At 72.4% G+C, this 15,151-nt stretch carries 16 protein-coding genes; 2 read left to right on the forward strand and 14 right to left on the reverse strand.

The features are described 5' to 3' along the window. The 6 genes from ACZ7CF_RS28155 to ACZ7CF_RS28180 all read right to left on the reverse strand — a co-directional run bounded on the left by ACZ7CF_RS28155 (position 1) and on the right by ACZ7CF_RS28180 (position 2,525). Positions 1 to 177, reverse strand: a complete 177-nt coding sequence (locus ACZ7CF_RS28155) for a hypothetical protein (protein ID WP_093600157.1) — start codon at positions 175 to 177, stop codon at positions 1 to 3. Positions 178 to 245: 68 nt separating this feature from the next. After that, the gene (locus tag ACZ7CF_RS28160; RefSeq protein WP_458431090.1) at positions 246 to 707 is read right to left on the reverse strand and encodes an Asp23/Gls24 family envelope stress response protein; all 462 of its coding nucleotides are present in this window, start codon (positions 705 to 707) and stop codon (positions 246 to 248) included. Positions 708 to 761: 54 nt separating this feature from the next. After that, entirely contained in the window at positions 762 to 1,073 is a 312-nt protein-coding gene (locus ACZ7CF_RS28165) for a hypothetical protein (protein WP_360391928.1), read from the reverse strand. Then, the gene (locus ACZ7CF_RS28170; RefSeq protein WP_470370973.1) at positions 1,067 to 1,423 is read right to left on the reverse strand and encodes an Asp23/Gls24 family envelope stress response protein; all 357 of its coding nucleotides are present in this window, start codon (positions 1,421 to 1,423) and stop codon (positions 1,067 to 1,069) included. The genes ACZ7CF_RS28165 and ACZ7CF_RS28170 overlap by 7 nt, the downstream gene beginning before the upstream one ends. A 5-nt stretch (positions 1,424 to 1,428) precedes the next feature. After that, positions 1,429 to 1,977: an Asp23/Gls24 family envelope stress response protein gene (locus tag ACZ7CF_RS28175; protein WP_360391922.1), complete on the reverse strand. Its 549-nt coding sequence runs from the start codon at positions 1,975 to 1,977 to the stop codon at positions 1,429 to 1,431. Beyond that, the gene (locus ACZ7CF_RS28180; protein WP_360391920.1) at positions 1,968 to 2,525 is read right to left on the reverse strand and encodes an RNA polymerase sigma factor; all 558 of its coding nucleotides are present in this window, start codon (positions 2,523 to 2,525) and stop codon (positions 1,968 to 1,970) included. The genes ACZ7CF_RS28175 and ACZ7CF_RS28180 overlap by 10 nt, the downstream gene beginning before the upstream one ends. Positions 2,526 to 2,703: 178 nt before the next feature. Between ACZ7CF_RS28180 and ACZ7CF_RS28185 the strand changes: the two genes are divergently transcribed. Continuing rightward, positions 2,704 to 3,960, forward strand: a complete 1,257-nt coding sequence (locus tag ACZ7CF_RS28185) for a mannosyltransferase (RefSeq protein WP_470370974.1) — start codon at positions 2,704 to 2,706, stop codon at positions 3,958 to 3,960. Here the strand turns inward: ACZ7CF_RS28185 and ACZ7CF_RS28190 are convergent. The 3 genes from ACZ7CF_RS28190 to ACZ7CF_RS28200 all read right to left on the reverse strand — a co-directional run bounded on the left by ACZ7CF_RS28190 (position 3,951) and on the right by ACZ7CF_RS28200 (position 7,528). Beyond that, a complete protein-coding gene (locus ACZ7CF_RS28190) occupies positions 3,951 to 5,174 on the reverse strand; it encodes a PQQ-dependent sugar dehydrogenase (RefSeq protein ID WP_470370975.1) in 1,224 nt (407 codons plus the stop codon). The two genes, ACZ7CF_RS28185 and ACZ7CF_RS28190, sit on opposite strands and share 10 nt — an antisense overlap. A gap of 142 nt (positions 5,175 to 5,316) precedes the next feature. Continuing rightward, positions 5,317 to 6,243: an aldo/keto reductase gene (locus tag ACZ7CF_RS28195; protein ID WP_470370976.1), complete on the reverse strand. Its 927-nt coding sequence runs from the start codon at positions 6,241 to 6,243 to the stop codon at positions 5,317 to 5,319. A gap of 40 nt (positions 6,244 to 6,283) precedes the next feature. Beyond that, positions 6,284 to 7,528: a cation:proton antiporter gene (locus tag ACZ7CF_RS28200; RefSeq protein ID WP_470370977.1), complete on the reverse strand. Its 1,245-nt coding sequence runs from the start codon at positions 7,526 to 7,528 to the stop codon at positions 6,284 to 6,286. A 317-nt stretch (positions 7,529 to 7,845) separates the two neighbouring features. Here ACZ7CF_RS28200 and ACZ7CF_RS28205 point away from each other — a divergent pair, with 317 nt between their 5' ends. Continuing rightward, positions 7,846 to 9,030 (forward strand): Cmx/CmrA family chloramphenicol efflux MFS transporter, encoded by a 1,185-nt coding sequence (locus ACZ7CF_RS28205; RefSeq protein ID WP_360391878.1) that lies wholly within the window; start codon positions 7,846 to 7,848, stop codon positions 9,028 to 9,030. Between the two features lie 42 nt (positions 9,031 to 9,072). Here ACZ7CF_RS28205 and ACZ7CF_RS28210 read toward each other — a convergent pair whose 3' ends face one another. Genes ACZ7CF_RS28210 through ACZ7CF_RS28230 form a run of 5 tightly spaced genes read right to left on the reverse strand, consistent with a single transcriptional unit; the run spans position 9,073 to position 15,141 of the window. Then, complete coding sequence (locus tag ACZ7CF_RS28210) at positions 9,073 to 10,296, reverse strand: 3-deoxy-7-phosphoheptulonate synthase (RefSeq protein ID WP_360391875.1); 1,224 nt, start codon at positions 10,294 to 10,296, stop codon at positions 9,073 to 9,075. After that, positions 10,293 to 10,595 carry a chorismate mutase family protein gene (locus ACZ7CF_RS28215; protein ID WP_360391872.1) on the reverse strand — a complete coding sequence of 101 codons (303 nt, stop codon included), beginning with the start codon at positions 10,593 to 10,595 and terminating at the stop codon, positions 10,293 to 10,295. Before ACZ7CF_RS28215 ends, ACZ7CF_RS28210 begins: the two co-directional genes overlap by 4 nt. Then, complete coding sequence (locus ACZ7CF_RS28220; RefSeq protein WP_360391869.1) at positions 10,592 to 11,479, reverse strand: prephenate dehydrogenase/arogenate dehydrogenase family protein; 888 nt, start codon at positions 11,477 to 11,479, stop codon at positions 10,592 to 10,594. The genes ACZ7CF_RS28215 and ACZ7CF_RS28220 overlap by 4 nt, the downstream gene beginning before the upstream one ends. Continuing rightward, on the reverse strand, positions 11,476 to 13,521 hold the full coding sequence (pabB, locus tag ACZ7CF_RS28225) for an aminodeoxychorismate synthase component I (RefSeq protein WP_360391866.1): 2,046 nt from the start codon (positions 13,519 to 13,521) through the stop codon (positions 11,476 to 11,478). The genes ACZ7CF_RS28220 and pabB overlap by 4 nt, the downstream gene beginning before the upstream one ends. Before the next feature lie 30 nt (positions 13,522 to 13,551). Further along, a complete protein-coding gene (locus ACZ7CF_RS28230; RefSeq protein ID WP_470370978.1) occupies positions 13,552 to 15,141 on the reverse strand; it encodes an MBL fold metallo-hydrolase in 1,590 nt (529 codons plus the stop codon). Positions 15,142 to 15,151: the final 10 nt, after the last annotated feature.

Here is a 15,151-nt window from a genome sequence, read left to right on the forward strand (position 1 = left end):
TCAGTCCCTGTCCCTGCCGAGCAGCTGCGCCAGGTCGAGCTTGCCCTCGGCCACGCGGCCGGCGACCAGGCCGAGCGCGCCGAACACCAGCACGAGCAGGAAGGCGCTGAAGCCGCCGAACGCCGCCGCGAGGCCCAGAGCCAGCCCCGTCAGCAGTCCCAGTGCGGTCGTGCTCACGGCCATTCTCCTTTGCCACGAAGGGAAACCCGCCGCCCCGCCCCCGACGGAGAGGCGGCGGGCCTGGCTCACTGGACCCGGCCGGTGCCGGTCTCGGGCTCCGTGCCGTCGTCCTCGGCCGGCATGTGCACGTCGTTGACGTTGATGTTGACCTCGACCACGTCGAGGCCGGTGATCTGCTCGATCGCGGCGATCACGTTGCCGCGCACCGACTTCGCGAGGTCCGCGATCGGCACGCCGTAGTCGACGACGAGCTCCAGGTCCACGGCGGCCTGCCGCTCGCCGACCTCGACGGACACGCCCTGGCCGGCGCTGGCCGTGGCACCCGGGATCCGCTCGCGCAGCGCGCTCAACGCCCGCGTGGCACCGCCGCCGAGCGCGTGCACGCCCTTGATCTCCCGCGCCGCGAGGCCCGCGACCTTCTGCACCACCACTTCCGAGATGGTGGTCGAGCCCCGGTCACTGGAGAGCTTGCCGGCCGGGGCGAGCGCCGTGCTGTTCTTCTCCGAGGTCTGCGTGGTCATCGTCATTCCTTCCTCCGAAGCACCGTCGACACCTTGTACGACAACGTCATCCGGACATCGTCACGGCCTGATCGGGTGATCGGGGCCACCCGGTGCGAGCGCGTCTCCGTCCACATCGGTCACAACGAGGCGCAGCCGCGCCGACTCCCACCGCGTGCCGGTGAGAACCGCGCGCAGCACGACCCCCGCCTCGGCCAGCAGCGCGGGCAGCGGCAGCCGCGTCGCCACGACCCGCACGCACACCAGGTCGTCGGCCACGTCCACCGCGAGCCCGTCGACGTCCCACGGCACGCGCACCGACAGCACCGGAGTCGACGGCCGCAGCCCGTCGACCTTGCGCAGCGCCTTGAGCAGTTCCTCCGCGATCAGCACGCGACGTCCACCACCGTCACCAGGACCGAGGCGACCTCGACACCGGTGAGCCGCGGCACCGCCGCGCGCACCGACCGCTGCACCGCCCGCGCCACCGCGGCGGCCTGGTCCTCACCCGAGATCACCACGTCCACCTCCAGCAGCACCGCCGCGTCCGCGTACCGCACCCGGACGCCTTCGGCCGGCGCCGGGGTGAGCCCCTTCACCTGCTGGCGGGCACTGCGGACGACGGAGCCGACGAGCCCCGCCACCCCCGGCTGCACCCGCACCCCGGGCACGCGTTCGGCCGCGTGCACCGCCACCGCGGCCACCACCGGTGCCGCCACGACCGTTTCGAGAACTTCGAGCACCCCGCTCACCCTTCGAGCACGTCGGACACGACGAGGTCCAGCCGCGCGAGCCGCACGCCGATGCGCGCCGTGGCCGCCGCGATCACCCGTTCCCGCACCACGTCGAACGTCTGCGCGGAGGTGTGCCCGGCCACGATCGCGATGCCGAGCTCCACCTCGATCACCGGGTCGGACTCGCTCGACTCCACCGCCTCGCGGACGCGGCACCCGCGGGCGCGCACGCCGTCGACGCCGTCCGCCGCGAACCGCAGCACCGCCGCGATGGCCTGGGTGCTGATCCGCGCCGGGTCGGCCCCCGCGCTCGGCAACGGCAGCACCTCACCGCGCCGCGCGTCCGCCCGCACAGCCGACATCACCCTGCTGACCAGGTCGGACGGTGGCTCGACGCGATCGCGCGCCATCTCCTCCGTCGCTGCCCGCAGCACCAGCAGGCTCTCCCGCACCGCCGAGCAGTGCGGGCAGCGGCGCGTGTGCTCGTCGGCGACCTCGATCGCCTCCCAGACCTGCTCCACGTCCCGCCCGCACGGCAGGGCGTAGTCCGCCGTCACCTCCACGGCGCCATCACCTCCGCCAGTTGTGCCCGCGCACGCGCGAGCCTTCCGCGCACCGCCTGCTGCGTGGTGCCGATGGCCTCGGCGATCTCGTCGTACGACCGCCCGTGCACCTCCCGCAGCACCCAGCACGCGCGCTGTTCCGGAGTCAGCCCGCGCAACGCCACGGCCAACGCGTCCATCTGCGCGCTCACCTCCACCGCCCGGTCGGGCCGCTCCCGCGGCGCCGCCGACGGCTGCTCGTCGAGTTCCACGTCGGCCACCGGCCTGCGCTGCCGCAGCACGTTCAAACACCTGTTGGTGGCCGTGCGGTAGAGCCAGCCGACGAACGCGCCGTCGTCCTTGAGCTGCCCGAGCCTGCGCCACGCGGTGAGGAACACGTCCTGCACCACGTCCTCCGCATCACCCGCGCTGCCCACCACCCGCAACGCCAGCCGGTACATCTGCCCCTGGTAGCGGCGCACCAGCAGCTCGTAGGCGCGCATGTCGCCGTCCCGGGACCGCGCCACCAGCGTGGCATCGTCGAGTGCGGCGGCGGCCTCGACGCTCATGGCTGCTCCCACCTGTTCGTCCGTGTCACTCCCTAGGACACCTTCGGCCGTGAAACGTCACGCGGTTCTCCCACCGCAGGTAAACCACCGGTTCGTGCTACAGGCGGGCCCCACGACACCATGGACCCGCGCCCGGCTGTCACCGCGGCGGCCGGCTGCTGTGTCGTGGGAGGTACGCGTGAGTGAACGGTTCCGCGTCGTCGAGGCCCGGGTGCTGCGGTTCGCGCCGCTGGTGCTCGGGCTGTCGCTGGCGGGCTACGCCTGGCGGCTGACGTTCCCCGCGAGCTGGGGGATGATCGACCTCAGGGTGTACTGGAGCCTCGCGCCGAACGTGCTGACCGACCGGCTGTACGCGCTCACCATGCCGTTCACGGCGGACTTCCCGCTGCCGTTCACCTATCCGCCGTTCGGGGCGGTGGTGTTCCTGCCGCTGTCGGCGCTGCCGTGGCTCGCGGCACGGGTCGTCTGGCAGCTGCTGTCGCTGCTGTGCCTGTGGTGGATCGTGCGCACGACGTTGCGCCTGCTGTCCGCGAAGACCACCCACGACCCGCGGCGCGCGCTGCTGTGGACGGGGCTCGCACTGTGGTGTGAGCCGGTGCGCAAGACCCTCGACTTCGGGCAGATCAACCTCGTGCTGGTGGCCTTCGTGTTCGCGGCGATGGTCGCCGCGCGGAGCTCGGTGGCCGGCCTGGGCGTCGGGATCGGCGCCGGGCTCAAGCTGACGCCCGCGATCTCCGGGCTGTACTTCCTGGTCACCCGCCGGTGGGCGGCCGCGGCCTGGTCGTTCGCGGGCTTCGCGCTGACCGTGGCCGCCGGGTTCGCGGTGTCCGCGGCGGACTCGGGGCGCTACTGGTTCGAGCTGCTCGGTGCGGCCGACCGCGTGGGCCCGGTGGGGTCCGCGATCAACCAGTCGCTGCGCGGCGCCCTGTCCCGCTCACTCGGCCACGACGTCGGGATGTCCTGGCCGTGGCTGCTCGCGGTGGCCGTGTCCGCGGTGCTGACCGGTCTCGCGCTGCGCTCGGCCGTGCGCGCGTCGGACACCTTGGCCGCGGTGCTCGCCGTGCAGCTGTTCGGCCTGCTGGTCTCGCCGATCTCGTGGAGCCACCACTGGCTGTGGGCGATCCCGGTGGTGCTGTGGCTCGTGCACGGCGTCACCGGCCGCGCAGCCTGGTGGCTCGCCGGCGCGTGGGTCGTCGTGACCGGCTCGGACGTCATCACGTTCCTGATCGACCAGCAGCCGTCGATCTGGGAGGTCCCGCGGCCCTGGCCGCTGGCCGCGCTCGGCTGGGCGTACCCCGCGCTCGGCCTGCTGACCCTCGCCGCGACCCCGGCCCTGGTCGCGACGGGGGTCAGCGGGCCGACCGGATCCGAACGGGCAGGGCGTCCGTCAGGACCGTCCCGGCGTGGTCAACGCACGCCGGGGCTTCAGCGCTGACCCGGCTGGACCAGTTCGAACCGGACCCGGCTGAGCCCTCCCGGGAGGTCGCTGAGCACGTACAGCTCACCGTGCACGTCGGTGCCGATCGCGCTCGGCTGGGTGGGGAAGTTGCCGATCGTGGCGGTGTCGTAGCCGCCGTCGGACCTGGGGCGCACGGCGAACACGCGGGTCGAGCAGTAGTCGCTCGCCACGTAGGTCCCCCGTGCCTGCGGGGTCCGCGAACCCCGGTACACCACGCCGCCGGTCACCGAGCAGTTGTCGTTGTAGTGGTCGTACTCGAAGACCGGGTCGGTGTACCGGACGCCCGGCTTGCACTGCCCCTGGTCGAACACCGGGGTGCCTTCCCGGCAGGACCAGCCGAGGTTCGCCCCGCCCTGCCACGGGCGGATGTGGTTGACCTCCTCCACCAGGCCCTGGCCGACGTCACCGATCCACAGCGAGCCGTCCACGGGGTCGACGGAGAACCGCCACGGGTTGCGCAGCCCGTAGAGCCAGATCTCCGGCCGCGCGCCTCGCACGCCGACGAACGGGTTGTTGCGGGGCACGCAGTAGGGCTGCGCCCCGCAGGAGCGGTTGACGTCGATCCGCACGATCTTGCCGAGGAGGGTGCCGAGGTCCTGACCGGACTTGAACGGGTCGTCGGCGTGGCCGCCGTCGCCCGTCGACCAGTAGAGGTACCCGTCGCGGCCGAAGGCGACCTGTCCGCCGTTGTGGTTGCCGTACTCGGCGTGCGCCTGGGTGAGCAGCACCTGCAACCGGTCCGGGGCGCCGAGGGGCACGCGGGCCAGGGTGAGCGCGCCGGCCGGCAGGCTCGTGTAGGCCACGTAGAGGAGTCCGGTCCGCGCGAAGTTCGGCGCGGGAGTGATGCCCAGGAGGCCGCGCTCGTTGTCCGACGTGTCGATGCGGGCGGTCAGGTCGAGCACCGGCTCGGCCGCCAGGCCGGTGTCGGGGTGGTAGGCGCGGACGGTGCCGTCCTTCTCGGCGATCAGCATCCGCCCGTCCGGCAGCCCGGTGATCGCGATCGGACGCCGCAGACCGGACGCCACCCGTTCGGACACCACGGTCAACTGGGTGAGTGGCACCGCGCGGGTGCGGTACGTCTCGGCTGCGGCGGTGCCGGCCGCCGGCGACGAGGGTGACGGGAACGCGGACGAGGCCAGGATGAGCAGGCCGGCCAGCAGGGTGGACCGGCGACAACGCCGTCGCGACATGGTTCGGCTCCTCGAGCAGGGTGTGGAGGACACGTTCTGGGAGCGCTCCCAATTTACCGCGCCCTCCCGGCCGCATCGAGCCGCCGTCCTGACGCCTCCGGTCGCAGAAGGAGTACAGGACCGGCCGCCTCCACCGCCCTGGTCACGACGACCGGCCGGCCTCCAGTGCCTCGACCGCGCGATCGGACAACGGCGTGTGCACCGCTCGCCACGCCGATTCCAGCTGAGCGGGCGTGGAACAGCCGACGATCGGCAGGACGGCGGCCGGACGGCGAACCATCCAGGCGAGCACCGCCTGCCCGGCGTCGAGGTCGTGCTCCGCCGCGACGTCGTCCAGCACGGACAACGCGGCCGCGGTGCCCGGCCGGAGGTAGGGGGCCGGGAGGGGGCGGTCCTGGCGGGTGTACGCGCCGCCGAGCAGTACGGAGTGCGCCACGGGGAGGACGCGGCCCGCGCTCGCGGCCGCGAGCACCTCGTCGTCCAGCAGCACGTGCGGGGCCGGGTCGTGGCCGGGATCGGGCAGGAGGTAGGTGAAGCGGTTCTGCACCGCCGCGTAGCGCGGTCCCGGTAGTGCCAGTGCCGCCGACAGGCGGGCGGCGGACGTGTTGCTGCAGGCGATGGCCTGGGTGAGACCCCGCGCGACCAGGTCCTGCAGTGCCCCGACCGTCTCCTCCAGTGCGACCGAGCGGTCGTCGACATGGGCGTACACGAGGTCGACGTGGTCGGTGCGCAGCCGCCGCAGGCTCGCCTCGACCTGCGCCGTGACCGCCGGTGCGCTCAGCCCGAGCGCGGTGGACAGGTCGCCGCCGGGGTGGGACGGACGGGCACCGGCCTTCGTGGCCAGCGTGACGCGGTCCCTGCGCCGTCGGCTCACCAGCCAGTCGCCGATGCAGTTCTCCGACTCGTCGCCGGTGGCGCCGGGGTGCCAGAACGCGTAGTTGTTCGCCGTGTCCACAAAGGATGCGCCGAGCTCGATCGCGTGGTCCAGCAGAACATGCGCTTGTGCGGCGGGCACGCGGGTGCCGAAGTACATCGTGCCGACGGCCAGGGGTGGGAGCGGGGAGTCCAAGAGGGAAAAGGAACTGGTCACGGTGAGTTCTCCTGGTGGGTCAGGACTTCGTCGCCGGCAGGAAGCGGTCCGGAGGGCTGACGCGCGTGCGCGGGTGGACCAGGCTCAGCAGCGGGCCGGTCATCGCCGTGGTCACCACCGCCATGACGACCATCAGCGAGTACAGCGAGGCGTCCAGCAGCCCGGTCTCCAGGCCGACGCCCAGGATGATCAGCTCGGTGAGGCCGCGGGTGTTCATCAGGACGGCGAGCGTGCGGGCGTGCCGGACGTCCTGGCCGCACGCACGGGCGCCGAGATAGGCGCCGAAGAACTTGCCGGCGATCGCGACGAGCAGGATCAGCGCGAGCTCGCCGGCGCCACTCAGGTCCACTGTGGACAGATTGACCCCCAGGCCCGCCACCGCGAAGTACACCGGCAGCAGCACCGAGCCCAGCGGGTCCACCCGGCCGATGACCTCCTCGCGCAGCCTCTCCGTTCCGGCACGCGGGACGACCGCGCCCGCGAAGAACGCCCCGAAGATGAAGTGCAGCCCCAGCCACTCGGTCACCCCGCCGGACACCACCGCGAACACCACGACACCGGCGAGCGCACCCGCGGGCAGGGCCCGGCCGGTGCGCTGGTGCGCGGCGACCAGTCGTGCCAGCACCGGGCGCACGACGAACAGCATGACCAGGACGTACGGCACGACGAGCACGGTCTGCCAGGCGCTCCGGCCCGCGGCGAAGGTCAGCGTCGCGGCCAGCAGGCACCACGCCACCACGTCACCGATCGCCGCGGCCGCGATGGCCAGCCCTCCCACGTTCGTGCGGTGCAGGCCGCGCTCCACCAGGATGCGCGCCAGCACCGGGAACGCGGTGATGGACATCGCCGCGCCGAAGAAGAGGACGAACGCCAGGAGCGGCCCCCGGTGCTCGTGGTCGCCGGCCAGGTGCAGTGCCAGCAGGCACCCCAGGCCGAACGGCAGCACGATGGCCCCCACGGCCACACCGGTGGCGGCACGACCCTTGCCGCGCAACAGCTTCTGGTCGAGCTCCAGCCCGATGACGAACATGAACACCGCGACGCCGACGCTGGCCAGCGCGGTCAGGCCGGGCCGGACGTCCGCGGGGAAGAGCGCGGCGGGAACGGCGCCGCTGAACAGCGTCGGGCCGAGCAGCACACCCGCGACGATCTCGCCGACCACGGCGGGCTGCCCGAGCCGCTTGGCCAGCGCGCCCAGCAGCTGGGCGGCCACCAGGACCACCGCCAGCGCGAACAGGAACAGGAGCGTGTTCAGTGGGGTCATGGGGGAGTCACTCCGGGATCGGTCGTCGGTCGTTCGGGTGGAAGCGGTTGGACAACGCGGGAACGGCGTTGGTATGTTGACCGGCGTGTCCAGCCCAGAGGCTTCCAGTAGGTAGCCACCGGACCTCACCGGTGGCGTTCGTCGCTGTCGCGCTCTTCCGGCGCTGACGCACGTGGACCTCGCCCTTGTCCGGGCTTTCCGGTCCCAGCCACCGCATCGAGATCACCCACACCCCGGATTCGTTCCGGGGCGCTGCCGTGCGCGCACCGCGCACCGCCGGCTGACACCTCTTCTCTTGCGGTTCCAGGAGTTCTGAAATGCCTCTTGCCGTGTACGTCCTCGCTTTGGCGGTCTTCGCCATGGGGATGTCCGAGTTCATGCTGTCCGGGCTCGTGCCCGACATCGCCGTCGAGCTGGGCGTGTCGATCCCCGCCTCGGGTTCGCTGATCTCCGCCTTCGCCGTCGGCATGATCGTCGGCGCGCCCGTGGTGGCGATGCTGAGCCTGCGCTGGCCGCGCCGCACCTCGTTGCTGGCGTTCCTCGTCGTCTTCCTGCTGATGCACGTCGTCGGCGCACTCACCGACAGCTTCTCGGTCCTGCTCGTCACCAGGGTCGTCGCCGCCCTCGCCAACGCCGGCTTCCTCGCCGTGGGCATCGCCGCCGCGGCCTCGATGGTCGACGACAAGACCAAGGGCAAGGCGACCGCGGTCCTGGTCAGCGGCGTGACCATCGCGTGCATCGCGGGCGTGCCCGCGGGCGCGTACATGGGTGAGCTGTGGGGCTGGCGTTCCGCGTTCTGGGCGGTCGCGGTGCTGTCCGTGCCGCCGGTGTTCGCCATCCTGCGGTCGGTTCCGGGCACCGCGCCCGATCCCAACGCCCCGAGCGCACTGCACGAGCTGCGTGCGCTGCGCACGCCACGCCTGATCATCGTGCTGGTGCTGGGCGCTCTCGTGAACGGCGCGACCTTCTGCTCGTTCACGTACCTCGCCCCGGTCGTCACCGACGTCGCGGGCATGTCGCCGAGCTGGGTGCCGCTCGCGTTGCTGTTGTTCGGCCTCGGCTCGTTCGCCGGTGTCACGCTCGGCGGCAAGTTCGCCGACAGCAACCCGACGGGCCTGCTGTCGGTCGGTGCCGTCGCGCTGCTCGCCGGCTGGCTCGTGTTCGCGGCCACGGCGGGCAACCCGGTCGTGGCGCTCGTGTTCATGTTCATCCAGGGCACGCTCTCGTTCGCGGTCGGCTCGACGCTGATCTCCCAGGCCCTCTACTCCGCCGCCGGCGCTCCGACCCTCGCCGGTGGTTTCGCCACCGCGGCGCTCAACGTGGGCGCCGCGGTGGGACCCGTGCTGGGAGGTGCGGCCATCAGCGCGGGCGCGGGCTTCCGCTCTCCGCTGCTGGTCAGCGCCGCACTGGTGGTCGCGGCCCTGCTGGTCGGCGGTGCCGGGCTGCTGGCCGCGCGCACCAGGGCCGGCGCCGGGCAGCGCGCCGAGGTGCAGGCGGTGTGATCCCCGGCTCAGGGGGTCGCCCGCGGGTGACCCCCTGAGCGTTCACCCGGTCCAGGCCAGCCGGTCGAGGAAGTGGGCGATCAGCGCCACCGACTGCTCCGGGTTGAGCCGCGGGTCGCAGGTCGACCGGTAGTCCGGGAAGGACGGTTCGTCGTCCGTTCCGGACACGCACTCGGTCACCGGGTCCGGCGTCAGTTCGAGGTGCAACCCGGCGGGGCGGAGTCCGTACCCGGCGACGACCCGCACGAACGACGTCACCTCTGCCCGCATCGCCGCCATCAGCCGGGTCTTGACCCCGCGCAGCTTGAGCCCGTTGCCGTGCATGGGATCGCACAGCCACACCACCGGCGTGCCCCTCCTGGCGACCGCCGCGACCACGGCGGGCAGCAGCTCGTCGACCTGCTCCGCTCCGTAGCGCAGGATCAGGCTCAACCGGCCGGGAACACCGTCCGGGTTGAGGTGCCGGGTCAGCGCCACGACGTCGTCCGGTGTCGCGGTGGGACCGATCTTGACCCCCAGCGGGTTCCGCACCCCTGCCGCGAGCGCCAGGTGGGCGCCCCCGATCTCCCTCGTGCGCTCGCCGATCCAGCCGAAGTGCGTACCCGCGCTGTACGCACCACGTACGCCGTCACGCACCAATGGCCGCTCGTAGGGCATCAGCAGCATCTCGTGCGCGGTGTAGACGCGCTCCTCCAACGGCTTTCCCCACCAGGCACGCCGCACCTCGCGCAGCACGACCTGCGAGCAGTCGTAGGCGGTGCGCAGCCGGCGCGGGTCGGGTACCCGCAGCAACGGGTCCGGTTCCGGGTCGTTCACGGCGTCACCGCAGTAGCTGGCCATCAGCCCGGTCTCGAACGGGTCGGGCTCGAACGGTGAGGACCGGGGTTTGCCGTACTGCCCGGCCAGCCTGCCCACCGCCACGCCCGCGAGCCCGCTGCCCGCCCGCATCATCGCGGCGAGCCCCTGCAGGTGGTCGACCTTGCGCCGCACCAGTTCGGGCACGGCCTCGTGGAACCGCTCCGCGCAGTCACCGCCCTGCAGCACGAGCGCGGCGCCCTCGGCGACCAGGGCCATGCCGAGGGCGAGGTCGACCACCTCGTCCTCGGTCGTGAGACCGGGCAGTCCGGCCAGCTCGGCTTCAACCCCGTCCACGGCGTCCTGGTCCGGCCAGACGGGTTGCTGCCGTGCGGTGCGTGCGGCCATCTCCGCCCGCACGAGCGCGGCCGGGGAGTCGAGGACCGGGACCAGCCGGTCGGCGGCGGTCACCTGCCGCTCCCGGCGGCCGCGGCGATCGCGACGTCCTCGACCCGGCACATCTCCTGGATGAGCAGCTCGTAGAGCCGCACCAGGAAACCGGGGTCGATCCCGTGCTCCGCGGCGTACCGGGCCGCGCGTTCCTTCACCAGCCGCACCCGGTGGGGCTGCATCATCGGGACCTCGTTGGCCGACTTGTACGCCGCGATGCGCAGGCCGCAGTCCAGCCGGCCGCGGACGATGTCGAGCAGCTCCGCGTCCAGGCGGTCCAGCTCCTCGCGCAACTGCGCAAGGCCGTCGTGTTCGGTCATCGAAGCTCCTCAGCGTGGCAGTGCATGGTCGTGAACACGTCGTGCGCGCGCCGCTCGTGCTCGGCGCACCTGTCGCCGAGCAGGGCGCGGATCTCACCGAAGGCGGCCGCGACACCGGCCTCGCCCTCCTCCACGGCGGCGGCGAACGCGCGCAGGCCGTCCGCGAGCGCCTGCCGGGCACCCGCCGCGTGCGGGTTGGCCTCCTGGACGTCCAGGTAGACCTCGGGCCGGCCGCTCGTGATGCGGGCGAGCAGGGCCAGCAGGGTCAGGTGCGGTGGCGGTGCCGTGGCGGCCAGCCGGTCCGCCGGCACCCCCAGCCTGGCCAGCGCCAGCCCGAAGGACAGCACCGTCGCGTGGGTCAGCGCCTGGGTGGCGGCCGCCGTGGCGTCGTGCTCGCCGGACGTGCAGCGCACCACCCGCCCGCCCCACCGGCGCACGAGGTCGAGCAGTGCGTCGACACCCGGTCCGCCGCGTGCCACCACGGCGGCCACCGGCCGGCCCGCCATGCCCAGGTCGGGGGCGAACATGGGGTTGAGGCCCACCACCTGCACCTCGCCGGGCAGGTCGGTGAGGCGGGCGCTCAGCCGCGACTTCACCGACAGGGTGTCGGCGAGCACCGCGCCCGGTCCGAGCAGCCCGGCCAGCGGTTTCACCGCCCGCAGCGCCACCGGCTCCGGCACCGCGAGCACCACCAGGTCCGCGGCGGCGACGGCGGCGGCGACCACCGCGTCCGGTGCGGTGATGTCGCCCTGGAGGACGTCGCCGTCGCCGGGGCCGAGGTCCACCGCGGTGACGGTCACGCCGCTGTCCCTCAGAAGGGCGGCGAACAGCGCGCCGACCGCACCTCCGCCCCCGGCCACCACCGCGTGCCGCAGCGCCGTCACGCGACCTCACCCGCGACCGTGCCGGCCGAATGCGCGGCACCCGCCGCCCGGTCGAGCGCGGCGAGCAGCGCGCCCGCCTTGACCACGGTCTCGGTGAACTCCTCCTCGTGGTCGGACAGGGCCACGATGGCGCCGCCCACCCCGAACTCCGCCACCCCGGGCGTGAGCACCATGGTGCGGATGACGATGCTGAGGTTGGCCGCTCCGCTGAGCGAGAACCAGCCGAGCGCGCCGGAGTACACGCCGCGCGGACCGTCCTCCAGCCGGTCGATGATCTCCATGGTGCGCTTCTTCGGCGCACCGGTCATCGAGCCGCCGGGGAACGCCGCCCGCACGCACTCCACCGCGGTCGCACCGGGCCGCAGCGTGCCGCGGACGGTCGACACCAGCTGGTGCACCGGGGCGTAGGTCTCCACGTCGAACAGCAGCGGCACGTGCACCGACCCGACAGCGCAAACCGCGTTGAGGTCGTTGCGGACCAGGTCGACGATCATCAGGTTCTCCGCGCGGTCCTTCTCCCGGCTGAGCAGGTCGGCGCGCAGCGCGGCGTCCTCCGCGGGGGAGCCGCCGCGCGGCCGGGTGCCCTTGATCGGCTTCGACTCGACGCCGCCGTCCGCGCCCACGGTCAGGAACCGCTCGGGGGAGGCGCTGAGCACCGCCAGCTCCGGGAACTCCAGCAACGCCCCGTAGGGCACCGGGCTGATCTCCCGCAGCGCCGAGTACAGCCGGTCCGGCCGTGCGCGGGAGGGCACGGTGATCATGTTGGTCAGGCAGATCTCGTACGACTCCCCGGCCCGGATCTCGGCGAGGCAGTCCTCGATGCGGTCGTGGTAGGCGTCCTTGTCGTGGCGCGGCATCGCGACCTTGCCGAAGGAGTCCCAGTCCCGTGCCGCCAGCGCGATCGCACGCCCGCGGGCCGTCGCCGGCTTGATCGCCAGCACCCTCGCCTCGGTGTCGTCGAGCCACGCCGTGGCACCCGGCGCGGCGAGTGCCAGCAGGTAGCAGCACCCCTCCGCGTGGTCGAGCACCACCGCGCGGTCGGCGAACAGCAGTGCCGCGTCCGGATGCGCCGAGACGTGGGCCGGTTCCCCGATCGTCTCGGCCTTCAGCTCGTAGCCCAGGTAGCCGACGTAGCCGAGGTTGAACTCGAACGGCAGTCCCGGTGGAGCGGGCACCCTCCTGCGGTGCAGCTGTTCCTGGAGGTAGTCGAAGAACGGTTGCCGGACGTGGGTCGTGCGGCCGTGCGCGTCCCGCACCGTGACGGTCTGGTCGGCGACCCGGTAGGTGATGTGCTCGGCCAGCGGACCGCTGTCGTCACCGAGGAACGAGAACCGGGACAGTCCGTCGATCACCTCGCTGCTGTCCAGCCAGAACGTCGACCGCGCGCCGGCGAAGCAGGCCTCCCGCACCGACTCGCCGTCCGGCGCCACGTCGACGCGGCGCACCAGGACCTCGTGGGCGGCCCGCTCGTGGGCGAGGGCCAGCCTGCGGAAGTTGGCCAGGACCTCCCTGCCGTACTCGCTCCCGATGGACTCGGGGTGGAACTGCACCCCCCACAGCGGCCGGTGCCGGTGCCGCAGCCCCATGATCACCCCGTCGTCCGTCCACGCCGTCGCGTCGAGCTCGGCGGGCAGGTCGGTGACGGCCAGGGAGTGGTAGCGCACGGCGGTGAACGGCGAGGGCAGGCCGGCGAAGAGGTCCTCGCCGGTGTGCCGCACCTGGGACACGCGGCCGTGCATCGGTTCCGGGGCCAGTGCGACCGTGGCGCCGAACAGCTCCGCGATGCCCTGGTGCCCCAGGCACACCCCGAGCACCGGCAGGTCGCTGTCGAGCACCGCGCGGGCGCTGATGCCGAAGTCCTTCAGCCGTCCGGGACGACCGGGACCGGGGGAGACCACGATGGCGTCGAACTCGGAGAGGTCGATGTCGGACCACTCCGCGTCGTTGCGGACCACCACGGGCGGGCGGCCGGCGACCTCACCGATGTACTGGAAGAGGTTGTAGGTGAACGAGTCGTAGTTGTCGATCAGAAGAGTTCGCATGCGCTGCGCCTTGTCTCGGGCGGGAACGCGCTACCGGGTCAGGGTCCTGCGCATGTGCAGGCGCTCGGCGGCGTTGCCCTGGTTGACCACGTACTTGACCAGCAGATCGCTGTCGACGATGGCGGGGTGCTCCTCGTCGTACTCGATCGCCATGACGGTGCCGAGCCACGGTTCGAGTCCCATGGCGTAGACGTAGACCTCGCTCGGGCCGAGTGCGTCCACGATGGACTTCGCCTGCTCGAAGTCCGATCCGTTGAGCCTGCGGCTCTGGTCCTCGCGCCGCGACAGCGGCTTCGGGTACAGCGGGCCGTAGATCCAGCTGGCGGCCGCACCGATGCTCTCCATGCCGATGAACACCGTGTCCACCCGGCCGACGAGCGCGACGACCTCGGCGTAGGTGGCGGGGGAGACGTTGGTCGAGTCGGCGGCGAAGAGCACCTGCCGGTCGCCCAGCCGCAGCAACCAGCCGGTCTTGCTGCGGATGCGCAGGTCCCCGTGCTCGCCCAGGAACGGCAACGCGATCGCGGTCGCGGTGCCGCACGGGCGGGCCTCCAGGTCGTCGACCTCGACCACGTCGGTGAACCCGAGCCTGCGCAGGATTCCGGCGAGCCCGGGGTCCACCAGGCTCGCGTTGGTGGAGCGGGGGACCAGCACCGTGCCGACGCGGTGGCGGATGCGCAGCAGCGTCTCGAACAGCATGTGGTCCTGGTGGTTGTGCGTGATCAGCACGTGGTCGATGCGGTCGGGCAGGTCGGCGTAGGTGAACCTGCCCTCGGTCTCACCCTCGTACCCGGTGTGGCTCAGCACCGGGTCGATGAGGAACGTGCCGCCCTCGTGGCGGATGAACACGCAGGCGTGGCCCGCGTAGTCGAGCACGTCCGGCAGGGACTGCTCGTCCCGTGGTTCCGGCACCTGCGCGAGGGTGAAGTACCCGGCGAAGCGCTGGGCCCGCTCCCCGGTGAGGCCGAGGTTCACGGTGAGCTCGTGCAGGCCCGCGTCGTCGAGGCCGCCGCGGAACACCTGGTCGAGCAGCGGCGAGTCCAGCGGCACGTCGACCAGCAGCTGCTGCGGGGTGTACTCCAGCATCGGCGTGGTGAGCGCGAACTCCCTGGCGTCCTCGGTGACGAAGGAGAACCGCACCTGCTGCAGGCTCTTGTCGTAGTACTCCGAGGCGTACATCAGCGGTTCGATGAACCGGTAGTCCGGGCTGTGGTTGTCCCGGCCGTAGAACACCTCGACCCGGCCGGCCAGCGCCGGGGGCAGCTCCCGGTAGACCGGGTCGAGGCACTGGCCGGTGTAGCGGGGCAGGATCTCGTCCTCCAGCTGCCGGATCGCCTCGAACAGCTCGTCCAGCTTCGCCCGTCGTGGTGCCGTGTCACGCCACCAGCTGACGATGGTGTCGTAGTGCTCGTGGGCGTGGACCCACGGGCCGCCGTGCATGCGGGGCTGGCGCACCGCGGCGGCGTGCACCTCGGGGGAGTCCGAATAGGACTCCATGATCGGGGTGAACCTGTTGCGGAGGAAGCGGGCCAGCGTCTGCGGCGGCAGCAGGTACGACCAGCCGTACCAGCCGGCGACCACCGGTTCGACCGCGACGTCGTCACGCAGGTAGTAGCGCATTTCGGGGCTC

This window comes from Lentzea sp. NPDC036955 (assembly GCF_055608005.1).

Bases quoted from the DNA above. Each gene is read 5' to 3' on its own strand.
- ACZ7CF_RS28160 (WP_458431090.1), bottom strand. From the start codon at position 707: ATGACGATGACCACGCAGACCTCGGAGAAGAACAGCACGGCGCTCGCC.
- ACZ7CF_RS28180 (WP_360391920.1), bottom strand. From the start codon at position 2,525: ATGAGCGTCGAGGCCGCCGCCGCACTCGACGATGCCACGCTGGTGGCG.
- ACZ7CF_RS28190 (WP_470370975.1), bottom strand. From the start codon at position 5,174: ATGTCGCGACGGCGTTGTCGCCGGTCCACCCTGCTGGCCGGCCTGCTC.
- ACZ7CF_RS28200 (WP_470370977.1), bottom strand. From the start codon at position 7,528: ATGACCCCACTGAACACGCTCCTGTTCCTGTTCGCGCTGGCGGTGGTC.
- ACZ7CF_RS28205 (WP_360391878.1), top strand. From the start codon at position 7,846: ATGCCTCTTGCCGTGTACGTCCTCGCTTTGGCGGTCTTCGCCATGGGG.
- ACZ7CF_RS28215 (WP_360391872.1), bottom strand. From the start codon at position 10,595: ATGACCGAACACGACGGCCTTGCGCAGTTGCGCGAGGAGCTGGACCGC.
- pabB (WP_360391866.1), bottom strand. From the start codon at position 13,521: ATGCGAACTCTTCTGATCGACAACTACGACTCGTTCACCTACAACCTC.
- ACZ7CF_RS28230 (WP_470370978.1), bottom strand. From the start codon at position 15,141: ATGCGCTACTACCTGCGTGACGACGTCGCGGTCGAACCGGTGGTCGCC.